At 64.3% G+C, this 21,534-nt stretch carries 16 protein-coding genes; 10 read left to right on the top strand and 6 right to left on the bottom strand.

Translation table 11 applies throughout. The features are described 5' to 3' along the window. Window positions 1–160: 160 nt before the first annotated feature. The 5 genes from tssH to G7079_RS09200 form a co-directional block, all read right to left on the bottom strand. Window positions 161–2,827 (bottom strand): type VI secretion system ATPase TssH, encoded by a 2,667-nt coding sequence (gene tssH / locus G7079_RS09220; protein WP_206203199.1) that lies wholly within the window; start codon window positions 2,825–2,827, stop codon window positions 161–163. Continuing rightward, complete coding sequence (tssG, locus tag G7079_RS09215; protein WP_166057027.1) at window positions 2,818–3,918, bottom strand: type VI secretion system baseplate subunit TssG; 1,101 nt, start codon at window positions 3,916–3,918, stop codon at window positions 2,818–2,820. The genes tssH and tssG overlap by 10 nt, the downstream gene beginning before the upstream one ends. Window positions 3,919–3,922: 4 nt before the next feature. After that, window positions 3,923–5,758: a type VI secretion system baseplate subunit TssF gene (gene tssF, locus G7079_RS09210; protein ID WP_166057026.1), complete on the bottom strand. Its 1,836-nt coding sequence runs from the start codon at window positions 5,756–5,758 to the stop codon at window positions 3,923–3,925. A 163-nt stretch (window positions 5,759–5,921) separates the two neighbouring features. Next, window positions 5,922–7,781, bottom strand: coding sequence for an MltA domain-containing protein (locus G7079_RS13360; RefSeq protein WP_206203198.1), 1,860 nt, complete (start codon window positions 7,779–7,781; stop codon window positions 5,922–5,924). A gap of 106 nt (window positions 7,782–7,887) precedes the next feature. Next, window positions 7,888–8,553 carry a response regulator transcription factor gene (locus G7079_RS09200; protein WP_166057025.1) on the bottom strand — a complete coding sequence of 222 codons (666 nt, stop codon included), beginning with the start codon at window positions 8,551–8,553 and terminating at the stop codon, window positions 7,888–7,890. A gap of 204 nt (window positions 8,554–8,757) precedes the next feature. Here G7079_RS09200 and G7079_RS09195 point away from each other — a divergent pair, with 204 nt between their 5' ends. From G7079_RS09195 to tssE, 10 genes are all read left to right on the top strand, one after another. Beyond that, the gene (locus tag G7079_RS09195; protein WP_166057024.1) at window positions 8,758–9,966 is read left to right on the top strand and encodes a TraB/GumN family protein; all 1,209 of its coding nucleotides are present in this window, start codon (window positions 8,758–8,760) and stop codon (window positions 9,964–9,966) included. Window positions 9,967–10,042: 76 nt separating this feature from the next. Beyond that, window positions 10,043–11,461, top strand: a complete 1,419-nt coding sequence (gene tssK / locus G7079_RS09190; protein WP_166057023.1) for a type VI secretion system baseplate subunit TssK — start codon at window positions 10,043–10,045, stop codon at window positions 11,459–11,461. Window positions 11,462–11,477: 16 nt separating this feature from the next. Continuing rightward, window positions 11,478–12,809, top strand: a complete 1,332-nt coding sequence (locus G7079_RS09185) for a DotU family type IV/VI secretion system protein (RefSeq protein WP_166057022.1) — start codon at window positions 11,478–11,480, stop codon at window positions 12,807–12,809. Next, the gene (locus G7079_RS09180; protein WP_166057021.1) at window positions 12,806–13,921 is read left to right on the top strand and encodes a type VI secretion protein IcmF/TssM N-terminal domain-containing protein; all 1,116 of its coding nucleotides are present in this window, start codon (window positions 12,806–12,808) and stop codon (window positions 13,919–13,921) included. Before G7079_RS09185 ends, G7079_RS09180 begins: the two co-directional genes overlap by 4 nt. Continuing rightward, entirely contained in the window at window positions 13,864–16,401 is a 2,538-nt protein-coding gene (locus tag G7079_RS09175; RefSeq protein ID WP_166057899.1) for a hypothetical protein, read from the top strand. The genes G7079_RS09180 and G7079_RS09175 overlap by 58 nt, the downstream gene beginning before the upstream one ends. A 48-nt stretch (window positions 16,402–16,449) precedes the next feature. Next, window positions 16,450–17,538 (top strand): type VI secretion system protein TssA, encoded by a 1,089-nt coding sequence (gene tssA, locus G7079_RS09170; protein WP_166057020.1) that lies wholly within the window; start codon window positions 16,450–16,452, stop codon window positions 17,536–17,538. Window positions 17,539–17,743: 205 nt separating this feature from the next. Beyond that, window positions 17,744–18,256 (top strand): type VI secretion system contractile sheath small subunit, encoded by a 513-nt coding sequence (gene tssB, locus G7079_RS09165; protein ID WP_166057019.1) that lies wholly within the window; start codon window positions 17,744–17,746, stop codon window positions 18,254–18,256. A gap of 74 nt (window positions 18,257–18,330) precedes the next feature. After that, window positions 18,331–19,815 carry a type VI secretion system contractile sheath large subunit gene (tssC, locus tag G7079_RS09160; RefSeq protein ID WP_166057018.1) on the top strand — a complete coding sequence of 495 codons (1,485 nt, stop codon included), beginning with the start codon at window positions 18,331–18,333 and terminating at the stop codon, window positions 19,813–19,815. 32 nt (window positions 19,816–19,847) lie between these two features. Next, complete coding sequence (locus G7079_RS09155) at window positions 19,848–20,321, top strand: type VI secretion system tube protein Hcp (protein ID WP_166057017.1); 474 nt, start codon at window positions 19,848–19,850, stop codon at window positions 20,319–20,321. A gap of 57 nt (window positions 20,322–20,378) precedes the next feature. Further along, window positions 20,379–20,822: a type VI secretion system baseplate subunit TssE gene (gene tssE / locus G7079_RS09150; RefSeq protein ID WP_166057016.1), complete on the top strand. Its 444-nt coding sequence runs from the start codon at window positions 20,379–20,381 to the stop codon at window positions 20,820–20,822. 19 nt (window positions 20,823–20,841) lie between these two features. Here tssE and G7079_RS09145 read toward each other — a convergent pair whose 3' ends face one another. Next, window positions 20,842–21,468, bottom strand: a complete 627-nt coding sequence (locus G7079_RS09145) for a hypothetical protein (protein WP_166057015.1) — start codon at window positions 21,466–21,468, stop codon at window positions 20,842–20,844. Window positions 21,469–21,534: the final 66 nt, after the last annotated feature.

Raw genomic sequence — 21,534 nt, 5'->3', positions numbered from 1 at the left:
GAAAGGCTGGAAGGCATGGTCGGGTTCGCTTGTCGATGCCTATCGTCCGCGGTCGCGGCCGCGCGCGACATTCGTCCGAAGTGCTATCCGTGGCGTACTTCGATCGCCGCGGATAGCGCGAAGGGCCTAGTCCGGTTGGCGGCGTGCCATGCCCAGGTACTCAGGCCACGGCGTAGGCGAACGCACCATCCTCGCCCATCCCGATGCGGATGCTGGCGATGCCGCCGCCTTCGGCCATGCGTTCCAGCACGTGTCCGGAGACCTCCGGAAGTACGGTGCCGGTCAGGATGTTGTCGATGTTGCGCGCCCCGGAATCGACTTCCGTGCAGCGCGCGGTGATCGCATCCACCACGGCGTCGTCGTACACGAAATCCGCACCGTGGTTGGCCTTGATCCGCTTGCCGATCTTGTTGAGCTTCAGGCGCACGATCTTGCGCATGTTCTCGTCGCGCAGCGGGTAGTAGGGGATCACCGCGGTGCGGCCCAGGAATGCCGGCTTGAACACGCGGTTGAGCTCCGGCTTGAGCAGGTCGTTGAGGTAGGCCACCGCGGGCACGTCTTCGGATTCGTTGCAGGCCTGCATCACCAGGTCGGTGCCGGCGTTGGAGGTGAGGATGATCAGCGTATTGCGGAAGTCGATCTCGCGGCCTTCGCCATCCTCCATGCGGCCCTTGTCGAATACCTGGAAGAACAGCTCCAGCACGTCCGGGTGCGCTTTTTCGATTTCGTCCAGCAACACCACCGAATAGGGCCTGCGTCGCACGGCTTCGGTCAGCACGCCGCCCTCGCCGTAACCGACGTAGCCGGGCGGACTGCCCTTGAGGCTGGAGACGGTATGCGCCTCCTGGTACTCGGACATGGCGATGGTGATCATGCTGCGCTCGCCGCCGTACAGCGCGTCGGCCAGCGCGATCGCGGTTTCGGTCTTGCCCACGCCGGAGGTGCCGACCAGCAGGAACACGCCCTTCGGCTTGTCCGGATCCTCGAGGTTGGCGCGCGAAGTGCGCACGCGCTGGGCGATGGCGTCGAGCGCGTGGCTCTGGCCGATCACGCGTTCCTCCAGCGTGTCCTTCAGCTTGAGCACGGTCTGGATTTCGTCGGCGACCATGCGCCCCACCGGGATCCCGGTCCAGCCGGCGATGATCTCCGCGACTGCACTGGAATCCACCACCGGCAGGATCATCGGTTCGAAGCCCTGCAAGGCCTTCAGCTCGGCGCGGACGGCATTGAGCGTGGCCACGGCATCGGCGCGTGCCGGATCGTCCGCGGGCAACGCCTCGACCTTGTCGAGTTCCGCATGGATCTTGCCGACCAATTCCTTTTCCTGAGCGAAGCGGGCTTCGTCCGTCGCCAACGCTTCGGTGACCGATGCGGTTTCCGCGGCGATTTCGCCTAGCCGCTTCGCATGATCGCTGCCACCAGCGGTTTCCTTTTCCAGCTGCGTGCGTTCGGTGGCGAGTACATCGAGTCGCCGCTTGGCATCCTCGATCCGCGCCGGAGTGGCGTTCTGGCCGATGGCGACCTTGGCGCAGGCGGTGTCCAGCACGCTGACGGCCTTGTCCGGCAGCTGGCGGCCGGGGATGAAACGCGAGCTCAACTTGACCGCTTCGGTAATCGCCTCGTCGAGGATGCGCACCTTGTGATGCGCAGCCATCGACTGGCCCACGCCGCGCAACATCGAGACCGCTTTTTCGTCGTCCGGTTCATCCACCTTCACCACCTGGAAGCGTCGGGTGAGGGCAGGGTCCTTTTCGAAGTATTTCTTGTACTCGCTCCACGTCGTGGCGGCGATGGTACGCATTTCGCCGCGCGCCAACGCCGGCTTGAGCAAGTTGGCCGCATCGTTCTGGCCCGCGGCACCGCCGGCGCCGATCAGGGTGTGCGCCTCATCGATGAACATGATGATCGGCTTCGGGCTGGACTTGACCTCTTCGATCACACCCTTCAGCCGGTTCTCGAACTCGCCCTTTACGCTTGCGCCGGCCTGTAGCAGGCCAAGATCGAGCGAAAGCAATTCCACGCCGTGCAGGTGCGGCGGTACGTCGTCGGTGGCGATACGCACGGCCAAGCCCTCGACCACCGCGGTCTTGCCCACACCCGCCTCGCCGGTGAGGATCGGGTTGTTCTGCCGGCGACGGGTGAGCACGTCGATCATCAGGCGGATTTCCGAATCGCGGCCGAGCACCGGATCCAGCTTGCCGTCGCGCGCGCGCTGGGTGAGGTTGATGCAGTACTGGTCCAGGTTCGGCGTCTTGCTCGGCTTGCCACCGCCTGCGGCGGCACCGGGCGTTGCGGCGTCGCCACTGGAGCCGATCGCGCCGCCGGCATCGCCCAGCGCGCGCGCGTCACGCGCCTCACTGGAGGCTTCTGTCAGCGCGTGGAAATTCTTGGTCAGGGTTTCGAGGTTGATCTTCTCCAGCGAGCGAGCACTGACGCTGATCAATCGTCGCAGTTCGGAATCCGCCAGCAGCGCGATCAGCACATGGCCGCTGCGGATCTTGGCCTCGCCGTATTCGATCGAAGCCCAGCCCCAGGCGGCTTCGAACAACTTCGGGATCATCGCCGACAGCGCGGGCGTGCGCTGGTTGCCGCTCTTGAAGGCGTCCAGCGCCTTGCCGAGTTCGCGCTCCAGCGCTTCCGGCGCGATTTCGAACTGGCGCAGGATGCGACGGATGTCGGTGTTCTCGACTTCCATCAGTTTCAGCAACACGTGTTCGACTTCCACTTCATAGTGGCCGCGCGACATGCATAGGCCGGCTGCGCCTTCCATCGCGCCGCGGACGGTGGTGTTCAATCGCGCGATCAGCGCGCGCAGGTTCAGTGCCATGATTGGCCTCCCATTGCGGAAAAGTGGAATTCGCAGTCGTTTGCAGGGCGTGGGTCGGAGCGCCCGCGCAGCCAGGTGTTCCAGCCCAATTGCGGGCGATCGGCGTTGCGCGTGCCCAATCGCAGTTGCGGTACCTCGTCGGCGCGCAGCGACAGGCGAATGCGCAAGTCGATGGCGAGTCCGGTCAGGAAACGAGTGAGCTCGATGATGTCAGGCAACTGTGCGCCGCGTGGGAGCAAAGCGTTGAATTTGCCGCGCTCGACCGGGCCGATGGTCAGTCGCAGCGTGGTCTGCCGATCCCAGTAGCGGGTGCCGAGCACGCAACCGCTGCCCAGGCGGTCGTTGCGGCGGCCAAGCCGGGTGCGCGCGTCACGGTCGATGTCCTGCCAGGTGCCCAGGCAGCCATTGGCCTGCACCGGTGCGCCGACGACCGCCGACACCACTTGCGCGATCGCGCGTTCGCCGTGCGGGCGCTGTGCGATCAGCCCGGAAAAGTACGTCATCGCCGCGCTGGGCAGCGGCTTCGCCTGCGTGGTGCCGCGCTTGTTCGGATGCAGGCGTGCCTGCAAGGCCGGGGTGCCCAGCCCAACGATGTGTTCGAGGTAGCGATAGATCGAGTTGTGGAAACCGAACTGGCGGCCGATTTCCGGGCGGTGCTTGGCCCAGGCCAGCCAGAACAGCGAGACCAGGCGGTGGTTGAACAGGTCGAGGAAGTCCTGTGCGCTCTGGTCGCGCTGCACCTGTTTTCGTGCGATCAGCAGTTCGGTATACGTGCGCGGCAGCACGCCGGACGGCCCGGTCAGGCCGAGGAAGTTCACGCAAACGCGTGTCGCCGCATCCGCCTGCACGACCGAATGCAACTCGGAAGGCGGGAACGCCAGCGATGCCGGCGTGGTGAAGCGCAACGGGCCCGGCCGCGCACCGGTACCACGGCCGTCGAAGCCGTTGACGCTGTAGAGCAGGCGCACCGCCTGGAAGAAGCCGAAGCGCCCGGGTTCCTCCAGCAAGCGGTTGACCGCAGGCTGCATCGGGTCGCCCGGCGCGACCAGTTCGCTGGCGGTAGCGATGATGCCGGGCGCGTCCGTGCTCATGCGCTCATACCAGCGGCAGGCTGCCGCTGCGCGGTGGGAAACGCACCATGAAGTCTTCGCGCTGCTGGCTGCGCACGTTCAGGCGAGTGTAGGAATTGGCGGTGCAGTACAGGCCGAAGAAGCGATCCAGCACGCAGGCCATCAGGTACACGCCCGAGCCGACATACTGGTTCTCGTCGAATTCCAGTTCGATCTCGGTGCCGCGCACGAACGCCTGGCGCGGTGCCTGGCCGATACGGCTCACCGATGGGCGCCCGGACACATCGACGATGCCGGCGATCTGCTTGCGCACCGTGACCGAGTCCGCGAAGTTGTACAGGCTGAGGATTTCCAGCAAGGCCTCGCGGCCGCCATCGACGATCGATAGGTGGTTGAGCGACAGGTGCGAAATCAGCCGCCACTGGTTCGCCAGCCGCATCGGCGCACGCCAGGTCGCGCTGGGTTTCTTCAGCAAGCGCGCATTGGCGATGACGCCGCCTTGTTCGAGTTGCAGCAGGCTGTCGTCGCCACCGAACGGCAATGCCGAGGGCAGGTCGCGGTTGGTGCAGGTAAGGCTCAACGAGAGCGTATCCACCGCCGGCGCACGGGGATTCATGTCGCGGTCGACCAGGCTGATCATCACGTCGGAACCGTCGTCGTTCGGCAGCAGCGAAGGCCGGCGTTGCAGGTACCAGTAATGGCCGTCGCCATCGTCGTGCAGACCATGCCTGACCGAATAGGCGGGATGGAACTCGACCACGTCGTTGCTGCTGGGGGTGCGGCTGGACTTGCGCACCCAGTCGATCGAATAAACCTCCAGTCCCAGCGGGCGGCGCACGTCCGGCACCACCTGGTATTCGTGGCGCTCCTGCGAGACGCGGATCGGTTCGCCCTGCTGCTTGAACAGGTTGACGATCGGCGTGCAGAACAGGCGGAAGGTCTCCGCCGAGACCGCTTGCTCCAGCCGCTGCAGGCGTTCCGGCCGGCCGAAACTGCCGAGCTCGATGGCGATCTCCATCGAGCGGTCGAAGCGCGATGTGTCGAGCTGGGTCAGGTCGACGAACAGGAATTTCTCCGGCAGCACGAAATATTCCTGGAGTAGCCGGTAACCGAGGAAGGAGCGCGGGTCGTATTCGAGCAGGGAGTCTTCGTCGTCGAAGCCGACCGGCTGCAATGCCGTTGCCGGCAGCCGCACCGCCGGCACCTGCGGCGCGTCGTCGGGCGCGCGCAGGGTGATGCCGGCCACGGAATTGAGCAGCAGTTCGTGTAGCGCATGCGCCAGTGGGCTTTCCCCGTCGATGTACAGGCGCAGGCGCCGGATCGGAAGTTGCGACAAGGGCAGTTGACCGGTCGCCTCGATGCGGATGCGCAAGGTGGCGACGGTGTCGTCCTGGGTGACGGCGAAGGCGGATCGCTCTGCTGCTTCCAGCCGCGCGTCGGCGATCCGGAGTGGCCACACCTCGACCGGGTAACCGGTGCGATAGCGCACTGGCAGACCCTGCACCGGGCGCGACAGCAACTGGCTGTGGCGCGGCAGCTCCTGCATCGCGCTGATTTCGGCACCTGGCGCCAACTGCAGTTGCGCGATCGACATCGACGGCACCGGCCTCAGGAAGTGCGGGTACAGCACCGACAGCATGGCTTCGGTGACCTGTGGGAATTCGTCGTCGAGTTTCTTGTGGATGCGCGAAGTGAGGAACGCGAACGACTCGATCATCCGCTCGACATGCGGGTCTTCGCAGACCTCGCCTTCCATCTGCAGGCGCGAGGCGATCTTGGGATATTTCGAGGCGAACTCCTTCGACAGCCGTCGCAGGTAGGTGAGTTCGTTCTCGTAATAGGGCAACAGCTCTTCGAGCATGGCGTTCCAGCGGCGTGGCCGGGCGTCGCGGCATGCGCGCCCGGTAGCGTCACAGGCTAGATAGCCGTTGCCTACGCGGCCATTCGCCGGAAGGCGTATGCCCTCTGGCGCCGATGCGACGGCCGCAACGATGCCCGCATTGCGTGCGCGCGCTTGCGCACCATCACTGCGCGGGCAGCAACTCGTCCAGCGTGCTGCCGTCATCCTCGACGCAGAACTCCTCGTCCGGCACCGCGCAGTCGCGCAACGGCGCCGCGCCGCGGGTCTTGATGCCGCTGGCGGCGGCGCTGCCGGCCACCGCTTTCGGCAACAGCAGCCACATCTTCACCGGCTGGTTGGTCTGCAGCGCCATCTTGCCGGCCTTGTCGCCGAAACCCCAGAAGAAGTCGCCACGCACGCTGCCGCGGATCGCGCCGCCGGTGTCCTGGGCGAACACCAGCCGCCGCATCGGGCCCTTGCCGCCCGGTTGCTGGCCGTCGATGAACACCGGTGCGCCCAGTGGCGTGGCGCGCGGATCCACCGCCATCGAACGACCCGGGCTCAACGGCACGCCAAGTGCGCCGATCGGGCCTTCCGGGCCATCGCCGATGCGGCGGAAGAACACGTAGCTGGGATCCCCGATGCCGGTCTTCGGCACCGCCTTGCCGCTGCCTACCGCCTGCCCGGCGCCCTTGCCGCCGCCCTTGCCCTCGAATTCGGACATGTCCATGCGTGGCGCGGGCTTGGCGGAAGGTTTCGATTTCGCGGACGGACGCGGCGTATCGGCCACTTGCGCCGGCACATCGTCTTCGACGGTCACGTAGTCGCTTTCGTCGGCGACGGGCACGCTCAGCAAGGCCTGGATCATCGCCTCGACGTCGGAGGATTCGACCGCGATGGTTTCGGCCGGCGCGAAGTCGTCGGATTGGCTGGCTGCGGGTTTCGGCCTCGGCTTGGCCTTGGCGACCTTCTTCTTGCTTGTCGCCGCCTTCGGCTTGCTGCCGGTCGCGGGTGAGCCGTAGCTGCCGTTGCCCTGCAATGCGGCGACGATGCGTGCCACCTCGTCGTCCTGGCCGCCACCAGGCTTCTTCACGCCACGGGTGCCGCCGGGAATCTCGATGCTCTCCGGTTCCATCAATGCGCGCGCCTTGATCGCCAGCAGCAGCGCATCGGAATCGCCGCGTGTGGCGTTCGGCATGAACGGGTAGCCGTTCTGTTCCGCATAGGCCAACCGGATCAGGCCACCGTCCTTGAGCTGGATCTTGCCCGAGCCCTGGATCTGCATCGAATACAACTTGTATGGGTCGGCGACCCAAGCCAGCACCGGTGCGTCGATGCCGTTGTCGTCGATCTGTTGGCGCTTGTAGTACGGCAACACGGTGTCGCCGACAATGCGCACGCGGTAGCGCTTGTCGCGCGTGTTCGGCGACATTCCGGTCAGGTCGATCTTGTACTGGCGCGCACCGGAAGTGCCCGCTTCGGCGCCAAGCAGTTTGCCTTGAGATGCCTTCAGCCAGCGGCTGGATTGGCCGGCCACCGTGCGGGAATCGACCATGTACATGTCGTTTGGAATGCCGTAGATCGGGTACTTGTATGCGCCTTCATTGCGCAGCGATCCCGAGATCAGCGGTTCGAAGTAGCCGGTCAGCTTGCCGGTCGCGCTGCGGGTGGGCGTCAGCATCTGGTAGGCGTAGAACTCGTCGTGCATGAAGTCGCGAAGCGCGGCGTCGTTTTTCGGCAGTTTCGCCAGCTTGCTGCAGATCGGTGCCCAGGCCGAACGCCGCTTCATGGCCTTGCAGTTGGCGGCGAAGCTTGCGTAGGTCTCGTCGAAGCTCTCGTCTTCCCAACCGGGGATTTCGTCGAACAACACCGGCGTGTAGGCCGCATTCTTGGTCGCGAACGCAGGGCCGAGGTCTGGGTTGGCCGGTGCGGTTGCGGGATCCGGCGTGCTTTGTGCTGCGGCGAAACTGCTGACCGCGATGCCCAATGCCAGCCACGGCATGCGGAACATGGCGCTGCGAGGTGTGGATGCGGAGCGGTTCATGGCGAGCCTCTACGGCCTCGAATGGGCCGTCCATATGGGCTCAGGCTGCGCTGCTACCGACGCGCCGACAATACGGCGGACGCACTATGGCCCGCGTGCCAAATCGTCATAGACCCTGCAGCTTGCGCGAGGCAACCACGGCCTCGACCCGATTGCGCACGTTCAGCGCGCGGAAGATCGCCGCCAGGTGGATCTTGACCGTGCCTTCGCTGATGCCCAGGTCGCGCGCGATCAGCTTGTTCGGCTTGCCTTGCGAAAGCAGCCGCATCACGTCGATCTGGCGCTCGGTGAGCAGGTTGCGCAGCGCATCGACCGAATGCGTCGGGCCGCCGGTTGTCGCTGTTTCCAGCGGCTGCCAGCCCTGCGCCTGTGCATTCGCCAGCAGCAGGGGTGGAATGTAGATGCCGCCCGCCAGCACCAGCCGGATCGCCGAGAGCATGACGTCGGGGGAGTAGGCCTTGGGGATGAAGCCGAGCACGCCAAGATCGATCAAGGCGCGCATCAGATCCGCGTCCTCGGAGCCGGACAGAACGATCACCGGCAATGCCGGTGCCTGTTCGCGCAGCTTGGCCACGTGCTGGTGGCCCTGGGTGCCGGGCATGGCGATATCGACCAATGCAAGATCCAGCTCGTCCGCGTGAGCGGCGATGGCCTGGTCGAGTTCCTCCAGGTTCATCGCCACTACCGCATCGACGTTTGGATCAAGCTCGGCAAGCTTGATCTTCACGCCTTCGATGATCAGGCGGTGATCGTCCGCGATGAGCACCTTCATTGCGGTACTTCCATGAGTGAGCATCTCCGCACGCGGTCCGGCGCACGCAATCGCGCCCATTGGGGTTCACGGTGTTTCGTGGCCGGAACGGACACGAAACGCGCCATTCCAACGGCATAGCTCCTACGACATATGGTTGCGCGCGGCGCGCTCGCGAAAGATGCAGTGCATCGCGTCCGGCCGGCGCAACGAACGAATCCACCCATGACCAAGGCAGCACGCCAGCGCGCATCCAAGGCGCACGCACGCAGCGGCGGCGCGGGTTGCCTGCTGCCTGCGATGCTGTTGTCGGCGGCGGTATCCGCTGGCGTACCGCAGCAGGCGAACCCGGAAATCGCCCCGCAGCCGCAGCGCCAAGCGCGGGACGAACAGACACGTGGCATCGCGGCACAAGCCGCCACGGAAGCAGCGGCATCGCAGCTTCCTCGAACACAGGCGATTCCACCACAGGAAACGTCCGGGCAAGCGGCGAACGCAGCACAATCCGAACCGTCAGCTGACCTGCCTGCATCCAGCAGCGTACTGCCGAGATCGCCAACCGCCGGCACGCGCGGCGTGCTGTTCCGCATCGTGCCGCCGGCACCGGCAACGCTCCCCGCCGAAGCCGTGCAGGAACCGCAGCCGGCCGCGCCGACGCCTGCGGAAGCACGCCCCAGCTACCTGCTGGCGACGATCCATTTCGGCACGCCCGAAGAACAGGGCATCGATTATCCGCAGCTTGAGCGCACGCTCGTGGAGGTGGAAACCTTCGTCAACGAAGCGGACATGGACGCGTCGTGGAAGACGGATTACGACGACTACCGCTGGTTGTCGCCGGCCGATCCGTTGTCGAAGATGATCGGTCGCGACGACTTCGAGAAGGCGCGCGCGTTGTTGCCGAACGTGCGGCCGCAGGATCTTGACCGGATGAAGCCATGGTCGGTGCTGGCCTTGCTGGAAGCGCGCGGCGAGTCCGGGGGCGATACGACGATGGATGCACGCCTGCAGCGCATGGCCGCCAGCGCAGGCAAGCGCGTGCTGCATCTGGAAACGCTGGAAGAACAGTTGCAAGCGCTGGATTGCGTGCCGGCTGAAGAACATGCGCGGGTGCTCGGCGAACGATTGAACGCGTCGTGGATCCTGCGCATCGAGTCCGCGCAGGCGATGGCCTGGTATCGCGCGCGCAACCTGGATGCATGGTTGGCCGACATCGATCGCATGGAGGGCCTCAGCGACGAGGCCAGGGCGATCGAGCAGCGTTCGCGCCGTTGCCTGCTCGAAGAACGCAATGCGCGCTGGATCGGCCAACTGGAAACGCTGTTCCAGGACGGCCCATGCCTGGTCGCGGTTGGCGCGGTGCACCTGGCGGGAGCGGAGGGATTGCTCGCCGCATTGCGCCGCGATGGCTACCAGGTCGAGGCGGTGCCGCTATGAGCGGGTTATCGCGTTGGACTGGACATGAAGTGCGCGGCGAGTGCGGCGCACCCATCGAAACGGTTGGAGCGAAGGCATGAGCGTCGAGCGACAAGTGCATTGGGGGCAGGGCGCCTTCCTGAGTCCGCAACACCTGCAGGCGCAGGATGCCTGGCAGCAGGCGAACCGGCATGCTCTGCATTTGCGGCTCACGCCGTTCCCGTGGGGTTTCGAATCCCTGCGCCTGCGCGAGGACGCCCTTGGCAGCGGAATGGTCGATATCGAGCGTTTCGCGTTGGTGACCCGCGACGGCGAACGCCTGGTCGGCGGTTCGCTGGATACCGCGCCCGGCAATACCCGCGTGCCCCAGCGCAACCTCGCCGAGTTGGCGACGACCAGCAACGATCCGATCCCGGTCTGGCTGGTGTTCAACCGCGATCGTGCGATCCAGGGCCTGGCTTCGCGCGAATCCGAACGGCTCGTCGCGCGTCATGCGTTGGCCACCGACAGCTTGGCCGATCCCTTCGATCCGCAAGCGCCGGCGGCGGACGTGGATTTCCTGCTGTACCAGCCGAACATCGTCACCAGCCTGGACGAAAACGCGGATGCGATCGTGCGTTCCTCGGACAGTTACAAGTTCGCCGAACTGCTTCCTGCAGGACCCGGCAAGTTCAAGCTTTCACCCGATTACATCCCGCCAACGACAGCGGTCGGCGCCTCGCACAATCTCGCGCGATGGACGCGCGCATTGCGTGACTTGCTGGTGTCGCGCGGCCAGGACTTCGCTTCGGTCAAGCGCCAGCGTGGCATTCGCGCGGCATCCACCAGCGCGCAGGAAGTGATGCGGGTGGTGATGATGCAGACCTTCGCGCGCTACATCACCGTGTTCCAGGAGCATGCGCGGCTCAACACCGTGTCCGCATACGCGATGTACCAGGATCTGCGCCGGCTGGTCGCGGAGTTCTCGGTGTTCTCCGAGGACATCGGCTACTTCGGTGAACTGGCGGGGAAGCCGCGCGAGACCGAACTTCCGGACTACGACCACGATGATCTTCGCCGTTGCTTCCGCCTCGGCTTCGACCGCGCCGAGGCGCTGATCAAGGCGTTGACCGTCGGGGCCGAAGTCGGAATTACCCTCGCATTTGACGGTCGCTTCTACCGCGCCGACCTGCCGGCCAACCTGTTCGAGAACGACAAGACGCGTTTCTACCTGGCGTTCGAATCCGAACAGAAGGGCGCCGACCTGTTCGCCCGCTTGTCGCGCACCGGCAAGATCGCCTCGATGGACGAGATGCCGCGCCTGCTGTCCGCCGCGCTGTTCGGCCTGAAGATCGACTTGCTGCCGGTACCACCGGAAGAACTGCCGCAGAAGAGCCCGAACACCACGTATTTCCTGGTCGATACCACCCATCCCTTCTGGCAGATGATCAAGAACGGCCGCAACATCGCCGTGTTCTCCGACCTGCCGTCCGATTCGACCGTGATCAAGCTGTTCCCGGTCGCCACCCAAGACTGAAGGCAGGACTGAACGCATGGCCCGACTCCTGCATCATTTCCTCCCGGTGTTCTCGTTCGGCCTGGCGCTGGACGAGAAGATCGCCGCCGGCCAGGCCAGCGAGGGCTCGGCGGCCGTCACAACGCGCGCACGCGAGTTGATTGACCGGGCCAAGGCCGCTGCACAGGCCGATGGCAAGCGTCCGGAACAGGCCGATGGCGCGGCGTTCGCGTTGGCGGCCTGGATCGACGAAATCATGGCGCGCAACCCCGCCTACCTGACCGGCAGCATCCCGCTGCAGGTCACCATGTTCAACACCAACAACGCCGGCAACGAGTTCTTCCAGCATTTGTCCGCGTTGAAGCAGGATCAGGACGAAGTGCGCGAGGTGTATTACCACGCATTGTTGTGCGGGTTCGTTGGCCAGTACTACTACGAGAACGGCGATACCGGCGAACTCGGCAAGCTCAAGGAATTGCATGGCCGCCAGCTGCCGATCGCACCTGCGCCGATCCACACCCTGCGCGAGGAGAAGATCACCCCGCAGCCCTATGCCGTGGCGGATCCGCCCGGCCCCAAGTACCCAAGGCAGTGGGATCGCACCCTGTTGCGGGTCGGCGCGCTTGTCGCGCTGCTGATCCCGGTCGGTTACCTGATCTACATCCTGTTGGCCGCGCCCAAGCCCTCGATCCTGGTGCCGGTGCAGCAGCAATTGGCTTCGTTCCCCTGTTCCGACCTGGTCGTGAGCGCGGACGAGGATGCCGGCACGGTAAAGGTCGACGGCTACGTGTCGCGTGCCGACGACATCGCCGCAGTCAAGCAGCGCGTGGATGGGGTGGAGGGCGTGAAGTCGTCCACGGTGAACGTGCAATTGCGGATCTGGCCGCACTGCGAAGTGGTGAAGATCCTGGCGCAATACAAGGCACGTAACGGCGACAACGGCTACGGCCTTGCGATTACCCCGAGCACCGGGCATTCGGATCGTTTCATCGAAAACGAAAACGTCATCGTCAAGCTGCAGCAGGCCAACTACGACGGCTACCTGTACGTCGACTATTTCACGGTCAATGGCGACGTGGCGCATATCTACCCGAACGACGGCGAGCCCGACAGCGGCCGTCTGATCCGCTCCGGCGAGCAGTTCGAAGTCGGCGCCACGCCATCCAAGACCTGGACCGTGTCGGCGCCGTTCGGACAGGAGCTGATCACGGTGATCGCATCGCCCACGCCGTTGTACGCCGAAGCGCTGCCCGAGATCCAGACCGCGGAGGAATACCTGCCGAAGATGCGGCAGATGCTGGACGCCAACCGCGGCAACGCCAAGCTCGCCGCCACCTACCTCTTCATGCAGACGGAGCCCGCACGATGAACCCGCTGGACTTCGTGGAACGCCTGTTCTCGGGCATCGGCTCGGTCTTCTCGCGCATCGGCTCGCTTTACTCGAGAGGGGCGGACACGGCCAAGAAACCGTGGCTGCGCCGGATCCTGGTGACCCTTGTGCTGCTGGTGGTGCTGGCTGGCCTGGTCTTCCTGGGCTTGGCGCTGATCCCGCTGGTGCCGATGCGTTTCTGGCAGGTGCTGGCGATCTGCCTGGTCGCGCTGGTGGTGCTGTGGTGGTTCATGTCCGGGCAACGCAAGGCATCGCTGAAGGGACGTACCCGCAAGCGCATCGGCGACCTTGGCCCCGGCAATGCCGAGGACGAGCGCGAACCGCTGTCGCGCATGTCCAATGCGATCGGCGAAGCCAAGCGCACCATCGCGCGTTCACCCGAGATGGAAAAGGGCCGGGCGCCGCTGTACCGCATCCCGTGGATGATGTTCGTCGGCGACGCGCAGGCCAACGTGGACGGTTTGCTGCGCGCCGGTGCAGAAGTGTCGCCGTTCCCGCCGCCGGACAAGGAACAGATGGACGCGGACGATGTCTGGCGCTGGTGGTTCTTCAAGTCGATGATCGCGGTGGAGATGCATCCGCGGGTGGTTGCTGACGCGAATGCCAGGCTCGACCGCGGTCTTTGGTACCAGGCGTTGATGAAGCTGGCCGACGAGCGCGAAAAGCTTCCGCTCAATGGCATTGTCGTTGCGGTTGCAGCGCAGTCGCTGCTGGGGCCCGCGGACGTGTTGAAGGAAACCGCGACCCGCCTGCGTCGGCTGGTCGATGAGGCGATGGAACACCTGCAAGTACAGATGCCGGTGTATTTCCTGGTCACCGGCCTAGATCGCCTGCCGGGTTACGCGCAAGTGCGCGCCACCTTGCCGGCCGAAACGTTTGCACAGGCGCTGGGCCATCGTTTTGCGGACAGCGAAGTGGTCAGCGCCGCCAGCAGCAGGCGCATCGACGACATCCTCAAGCCGATCGAGGATCGCCTGCACGCGTTGCGCATGACCGCCATGCGCGCGCAGGCCACCCCCAGCAGCGTCGCGCGGTGTTCGATTTCGTCGAATCGCTGCGGCAGGCGCAGCAGGGGCTGTCGCTGTTCGTGACGCTGATGCTGGAAGACAATCCCTTCCAGCGCACACCGCGCTGGCGCGGCCTGTACTTCGCGGGCAGCATGGACGCGGCGCATCGCGGTGGTGCCTTCGTGGCCGACCTGTTCACCCGATTCCTGCCCAGCGACCAGCCGTTGGCCGGCAGCAGTTTCCGCGGCAACGCCGGACGCATGGCAGTGGCCGGGATCGGCGTGCTGGCGATGCTGGGACTATCGGCATCGATCGCCTATGGCCTGTCCTCGGCCCGTCGCGACGATACCGCCCTGCTGGCGCAGACTCGCAGTGCATGCGCGGATGTGGCGGAGCGCACCTCCAGCGGGCGGATCGATTGGGTGGCCGGTTGCGGACGCACCATCGAATCGCTGGAGGCAGCGGCGGGCGACACCATGCTCAGCTTCGGCATCCGCCGCGCGGACAGCGACATCGAGAAGCTAAAGCAGCGGGTGATCGAGGATTTCAACAACCTGATCCTCGCGCCCGAAGACCAGATGCTGGCGACTGACATCAACCAGGGGCGCGCCGGTATCGAACACGTGCTCGCGATCACCCAGCGTTTGCGCCTGCTCGACGCGTGCCGAAGCAGCAACGACGCATGCCGCAAGCGCGAACTGCCGAACAACGTTAGCTTCGATGCGCGGTCGCGCCTGTTCGCGCCATTCCGTAGCCCCGACAACAACACCAGCCGGGACAGCGACAACGCCTCCGCGTTGTTCGCGACCTACCTGGGCTATCTGCGCTGGCAAAAAAAAAACGTCCTTGATGCGGAACACACGCGCCTGGAAGGCTTGCTGGAAAAACTGCTGAACGGTTACACGCCGCGCGCCGCCGACCTGAAGAAATGGGCCGATGGCCGCGATGCCGGCATCGACCTTGCGCATTTCTGGTTGCCCGAAGGCACCGTGGTCGGTACCGATGCCGGGCAGGCGGTCAACGTCTCGCAGGCGTATTCGCGCGACGCCTGGGAGGGCATCGTGCAACCGATGCTGGCCACGTTGCATGAGCAGGCGCCAGGCAAGCAGGCCCGCATCGACGACATCCGCAGCACCTATTTCCGCGACTACTTCGCCAGCTGGGCCGCCTTCCAGGCACGCTTCGGCGACGGTATCGCCTTGTGGCGCGGCCATTACGGCGACCTGCTGACCCGCGCCGCAACCCAACAGAATCCATACGACTTTTTTTTTCGCTCCGCCCAGCGCAACTTGTATGAACTGCCGCTCGATTGGCCGTTCTCGTCGCGCTGGGCAGCCACGTGGATGCAGATGAAATCGAACTGGCTGTCTTCATGGCGGCCGTTCGGTAGGTTCGTGGCGGATTCGTTCAAGTTCGGCGGAGACAAGATCGCGGCACCGGTCTGGCTGCTGGCGATGCACGACACGCAGGCCAAGGTGCTGGCCGGCGAGGAAGCCGAATACGCTCGCGCCTATCTGCGCCTGCAGGCGGAAGGGTCGGGTGAGGACGTCTACCAGATTGCCTCCGAGCTGTTCGCCGGCAAGGGCAAAGCCGACAAGCCGCCGGCCAGCGAATACACGGAACTGATCGATGCCGTCGACAAGCCCGGCGAAAAATACGCCACCACCTTCAAGGGCGATGACCTGGCAGCGTGGTCGGTGGTGCAGGGGCCGTCGAAACTGCTGCTGTTCCTGACCGTGCACCGTGCCGGCGAGTTCGTGCAGGAACGCTGGCGCGAAAGCGTGGTCAAGCCGCTGGCGGCGTTGCCGCAAGACCAGCAGATCGAAGCGTTGTACGGCGAGCAGGGCAAACTCGGTGCCTTCGTCAACGACTGGCTCAAGCCCTTCATCACCGAGAAAGAGCGGCTGCCCGTCAAGGTAGGCGGAGTGTCGATGCCGCTGACGCCAGGCTACCAGAGCATGGTCGCGGCCCAGCGCAAGTTCCTGCCGGTACTCGACAACGGGCCGCCGTTCCTGGCCGGCAGCTTCACGCTCACGCGCCCGAGCGAGTTGGGTGCGCTGGATGAGGGCGATGCCGGCACGGTCTTCGAGGTCGAATGCCGCGAACGCGTGTACCGCGCCAGTTCCGCCGGCGAATCGCTGGCGGATGCCAAGGCACAGGTGTTCTGGTCACCATCCAGCTGCCTGGAGGCACGCATCCGGGTGAGCTTCGCGGTGCCCGCGGAGGATGCAGGCGATCAGACGCAGGAATTCGATCCGGCGACCAGCGAGATGCATGCGGTCGATACGCCGGCGGAACAACTCAGCCTGACCCGCATCTACGCGGGGCCGGAGGGCTTCGCGCGCCTGATCGAGGAATTCTCCGGCGGTGCGCATGCATTCGGCGTGGACGATTTCCGCCAGAGCTACAGTCCGGCGCAATGGAGCGAGCTGCGGCAGAAGCTGGCTGAGGCGAAGTTCCGCAACGCACGGGTGTTCCTGCAGGTCGAACTGTCGGATCAGATGAAGCAGTACCTGGGGGCGAGCACGGCACGCGCCGAAGTGCCGAACGTGATTCTCGAATGAGACCGATTTCCCGATAACCACCGTCCACGAATACAGCGGAGCCGAAGCATGGCCATCGACGTCAACGAACTCCTCGCCCCGGTCCCCGGTGGCGATCCGGCGGGCAGCGATGCCAGCTTCTCCGACCAGTTCGACCGCATCCGCGAGGCGCGGCGTGCGGACGATGCAGGCCTTGCCCAGGGCGATTGGCAGACCGAACTGAAGGTTGCCGATTGGCGCGAGGCACAAAGCCTGTCCGAAGACATCCTGTTGCGTACCAGCAAAGATCTGCAGGCCGCGGTGTGGCTGGGCGAGGCGGCGATCTCGCGATACGGCCTGGAAGGCGCGCGCGATGGCTTCGAGCTGCTGACGGGGCTCCTGGAACAATATTGGGAAGGGTTGCATCCGCGCGCGGATGATGGCGATCTGGAAGAGCGCGCGAGCAAACTTGCCTGGTTCGCAACCTACGGCAGCCGCGCGCTGCTGTCGATGATGCTCAACGACGATCCGCAAGGTGTACTGACGTTGGCAGGCTGGATCGATTCGCGTGAAGTGGACAACCTCGGCAGGCAAAATGCAGAGGCTTACCAGGCGGCAATGGACGAAGGTCGTCTCAACGGCGAGACCTACGACGCGCGTATACAGTCCACCGCGGATGCAGTGATCCGCGAACGCATCGACATGGTGCAGGCGGCGCGCGAAGCCTTCGCCCGGTTTTCCGCGAAATCCGACGAGCGCCTGGGGCGGGATGCCCCGAGCCTTGCCGCCATCGACGATGCGCTGAAGAAAATCCAGCAGGTCTATGCGAAGTTGGCGGCTGCCAAGGGCATGGGTGGCATCGCCATCCAGGCCGACGATGCCGCCGGAGATACCGCAAGCCTTTCACTGGCAGCAACGAGCGGCAATGGCGGAGGTGGAGGCGCGGCACTTGACCTGAATGCCGGGAGCCTGGCTTCCAAGGACGCTGCGTTGCGCGCGTTGGGCGAGATCGCCGGTTTTTTCCGTCGTACCGAGCCGCATAGCCCAGTCGCCTACCTGCTGGACCGCGCCGTGTATTGGGCCAACATGCCGCTGGACCAGTTCCTCGCGGAAATCATCCGCGATGAAAGCACCTTGTCTTCGATTCGCGAACGGGTCGGCCTGCCACCTTCGTACTGACATGCAGGACACGCAATCGCGCTACCGCAGCGGCCATGAAATCGTTCCGGTCGAATGGCATATGCCCAAGTCTGGCCGTCCGACGGATGTTGCAGCCGCGGCAGCGTTCCTAGACTCGTCAGCACGATAAGCGGAGTGCGTGCGGTGCACGCCACTCCGTTCCATTCCACGGGCTACTGCCTGAAACACGCGCACGGGGATCGTCATGGCAAAGAAGGAAAGCACCCAGCACAAGCTCGACCGCGTACGCGCCCCGCGCGTGCAACTCACTTACGACGTCGAAGTCGGCGATGCCATCGAGAAGAAGGAGCTGCCATTCGTCGCGGGCGTGCTCGGCAACTTCAGCGGCCAGCCGTCGGAACCACTTGGCAAGTTGAAGGATCGCAAGTTCGTCAACGTCGACAAGGATAACTACGACGACGTGCTGAAGGGCATGAAGCCGCGAGTGGAGATGCAGGTCGACAACAAGCTGGCCGACGATGGCTCCAAGCTCGGCGTGGAATTGAACTTCCGCAGCTTGGGGGATTTCTCGCCGGAACGCGTGGCCAACCAGATCGAGCCGCTGCGCAAGTTGCTCGAAGCTCGCCAGAAACTGGCCGACCTGCGCAACAAGGCCGCCGGCAACGACAAGTTCGAGGATCTGTTGAACGAGGTTCTGCAGAACACCGACAAGATCGCCCAGCTGACTAAGGAAGTAGGGCCGAAGTCCGACGAATGACCCGTCCGGCGGCACGCCAGACGATCGGCGCCTGACCTGCAGACCACGACGACACGAACAAGCGAGCACAGACCATGGCCAATACCGAAACCCAGACGGCGGGTGCCGCCGTAGCCGAAGCCGCCGAAGGCGGGTTGCTTGACCAGATCCTGACCCAGAGCAAGATCGCACGCTCCGATAGCGAACGCAGCCGAGCCCGAGACTTGATCGCCGAATTGGTGGCGCAGGTCAGCGATGGCGCGATGACGGTGTCCAAGGATGCGATCACCATGATCGACGCGCGCATCGCGGAGATTGATCGCGTCCTGTCCGAACAGCTGTCGGCGGTAATGCATGCGCCGGAGTTCCAGCAACTTGAAGGCAGCTGGCGCGGCCTGAAATACCTGGTGGACAACTCCGAGACCAGCACCGGCCTGAAGATCAAGGTGCTGAACACCACCAAGAAGGAGTTGGTCAAGGACTTCAAGAACGCATCCGATTTCGACCAGAGCGCGTTGTTCAAGAAGTTCTACGAGGAAGAATACGGCACCTTCGGCGGCGCGCCATTCGCGACGTTGATCGGCGACTTCGAATTCGGCCGGCATCCGGAAGACATGTACCTGGTGGAAGAGATCTCCCATGTCTGCGCCGCGGCGCATGCGCCATTCCTCAGTGCGGCCGCGCCGGAACTGCTGGGCTTCGATGATTTCACCGAGCTATCCGGCCCCCGCGACCTGGCCAAGATCTTCGACACCGTCGAATACGCCAAGTGGAAGAGTTTCCGTGCGTCGGAAGATTCACGCTATGTTGGCCTGGCGATGCCGCATGTCCTTGGCCGCCTGCCGTACGGCCCGGACACGGATCCGGTGGAGGCCTTCAATTTTGTCGAGACGACCACGGGCACCGACCACAACAAATACCTGTGGATGAACGCGGCTTACGCGCTGGGCACCAAGATCACCGATGCCTTCGCCAAGTACGGCTGGTGCGCGGCGATCCGGGGTGTCGAGGGCGGCGGCCTGGTCGAAGGCCTGCCCACGCACACCTTCGCCACCGACGATGGCGAAGTCGCGCTGAAGTGCCCGACCGAGATCGCGATCACCGACCGACGCGAGAAGGAGCTGGCCGACCTCGGCCTGATCCCGCTTGTGCACTGCAAGGGCACCGACTATGCGGCGTTCTTCTCGACCCAGTCGACGCAGAAGCAGAAGGAATACAACACCGACGCGGCCAACGCCAATGCGCGCCTGTCCTCGCAGCTTCAGTACATCTTCGCGGTCAGCCGCATCGCGCACTACCTGAAGTCGATGATGCGCGACAAGGTGGGCAGCTTCGCGTCGAAGTCCAGCGTGGAGACTTTCCTCAACAACTGGATCGCGCAGTACGTACTGCTCGACGACAACGCCACGCAGGAAATGAAGGCCAAGTACCCGCTGCGCGAAGCGCGCATCGACGTGGTCGAGGTTCCGGGCAAACCCGGCGCATACAAATCCGTGGCGTTCCTGCGCCCGCACTACCAACTCGACGAGTTGAGCGTTTCGCTGCGCATGGTCGCCGAATTGCCCAAGTCGGCACGATGAATTCCCATTCAAACTGAAAAGGAGATGCTGCAATGGCAACTGACTATTTCCTCAAGCTCGACTCGATTCCGGGCGAGTCGGCCGATTCGAAATTCAAGGGCGAGATCGATATCCAGGGGTTTAGCCTCGGGGCGCAAAATTCGGGCAGCATGGCCCATGGCGGGGGTGGCGGCGCGGGCAGGGTTGAGTACCTGAATGTGTCGATCTCCAAGAGAGTGGACAAGGCCAGCCCGAAACTGCTGGAATTGGTCTCCAACGGAAAGCACATCGCCAAGGCCGAACTCTTCTGCCGCAAGCAGGGTGGCGAACAGATGGTGTTTTACACGGTGACCTTGACCGACGTGCTGGTGACGAGCGTCAGCCAGAATGGTGCCAGTCATGATCACCTGTTGGAGACCATCACATTCGACTTCGGAAAGTTCGAAGAGAAATACACGGCCCAGGATGCGAAGGGCAACAAGGCAGGCGATGTCGCGATGGCCTGGAACATCAAGGAAAACAAGTAAGACGGGGACGGCTTCCATCAAGTCCGTCATCGCAGAACATAGCGGAAGCCCCTTCCGATGCCACGCGGTTTCATGGATCGCCTGGTCGATGCCCCCCTGCCGGAAGATTCCGGCAGGCGGGTTTCGATGCAGGAAATGCGCACTGGCGTATCGCTCGACCTGGAGAGCCTGCTGAACACGCGCTCGGAAGCGAGCCGCGTCGTTCCGGATGTTTTCAAGGAATGCCGTGCCTCGTCATTGACCTACGGCATCCTCGACTTCTCGTCCTACAGCTTGCTCAACCCGCATGATCGCGACAAGATCCGGCGCTCGCTGGAACAGGCTATCAGCCTTCACGAGTCCCGGCTGAGCCGGGTGCGGGTGACCTTGGATGCGCAGAAGGAGCTGGATCGCGCATTGCGCTTCCGCATCGATGCCATGCTTGAACTGGGCGAAGATGGCGAGAAAGTGCAATTCGATGCCGTACTGCAGCTCAATACGCAGACCTACATGGTGCGTTGACGCTGCATTCCCCTGCCGATCAGTTCTCCACCAGCACCCCGAGTTTCGCAGCCTGCTGCAGGCCCGTGGCGAGTTGTTCGACGATGTTCGCGCGCCACCATTCGAGGTCGCGAGCGGGGAGTCCTTCCGGTGTCCCGAGCGCATGCATGCGTTCCGCCAGCAATGCCTGGATGGTTTCATGGTCGCGGCTTCCATCCAGCAACAGCAGCAGTTCACGGGTCAGGGGGCTGTCCAGGCTCACCATCGAAGGCCGCATGCTGGCAACGGTTGTCGCGCCTGAGTCGACCTGCATTCTGGCGAGCGGGTAGAACAGCGGCTTTTCGCCGGCTTCCGGAGCGAAGTCGGGCGGGTCGACCAGCAGGTCGATGATGCCGAAGCGGAATCCTCGCACGATGGTTTCGAGTGGTTCGATCGGTGATTCGGCGGTTGCCTGTCTACCGCTTTCCATTTCATCCGGATCGGTGTCGACCAGGCCCATTACTGCCGATGGCACCGGGAACATCCTGCCCAGCGAAGCGAGCATGGCTTTGGTGCCCGGGTGGTTGGAGGACATCGAGGTGCCCTCCGGCGTGACGAATCGAACGGCTTGATCGGACGCGATGTCGGCATCGGCGGGTTCGGTGCGGAGCGGGGCGATGGCCTGCATCCGGAGTGCTTCGGTTTCGACGATTTCGTGTTCCAGCGCAACCGTGTCGCGGCACAGCAGGGTCTG

It is taken from the genome of Thermomonas sp. HDW16, from assembly GCF_011302915.1.
In the GTDB taxonomy this organism is placed as follows: domain Bacteria; phylum Pseudomonadota; class Gammaproteobacteria; order Xanthomonadales; family Xanthomonadaceae; genus Thermomonas.
The sequence above is the reverse complement of the archived record's forward strand: the minus strand, read 5'-3'. Positions and strand labels throughout refer to the sequence as shown.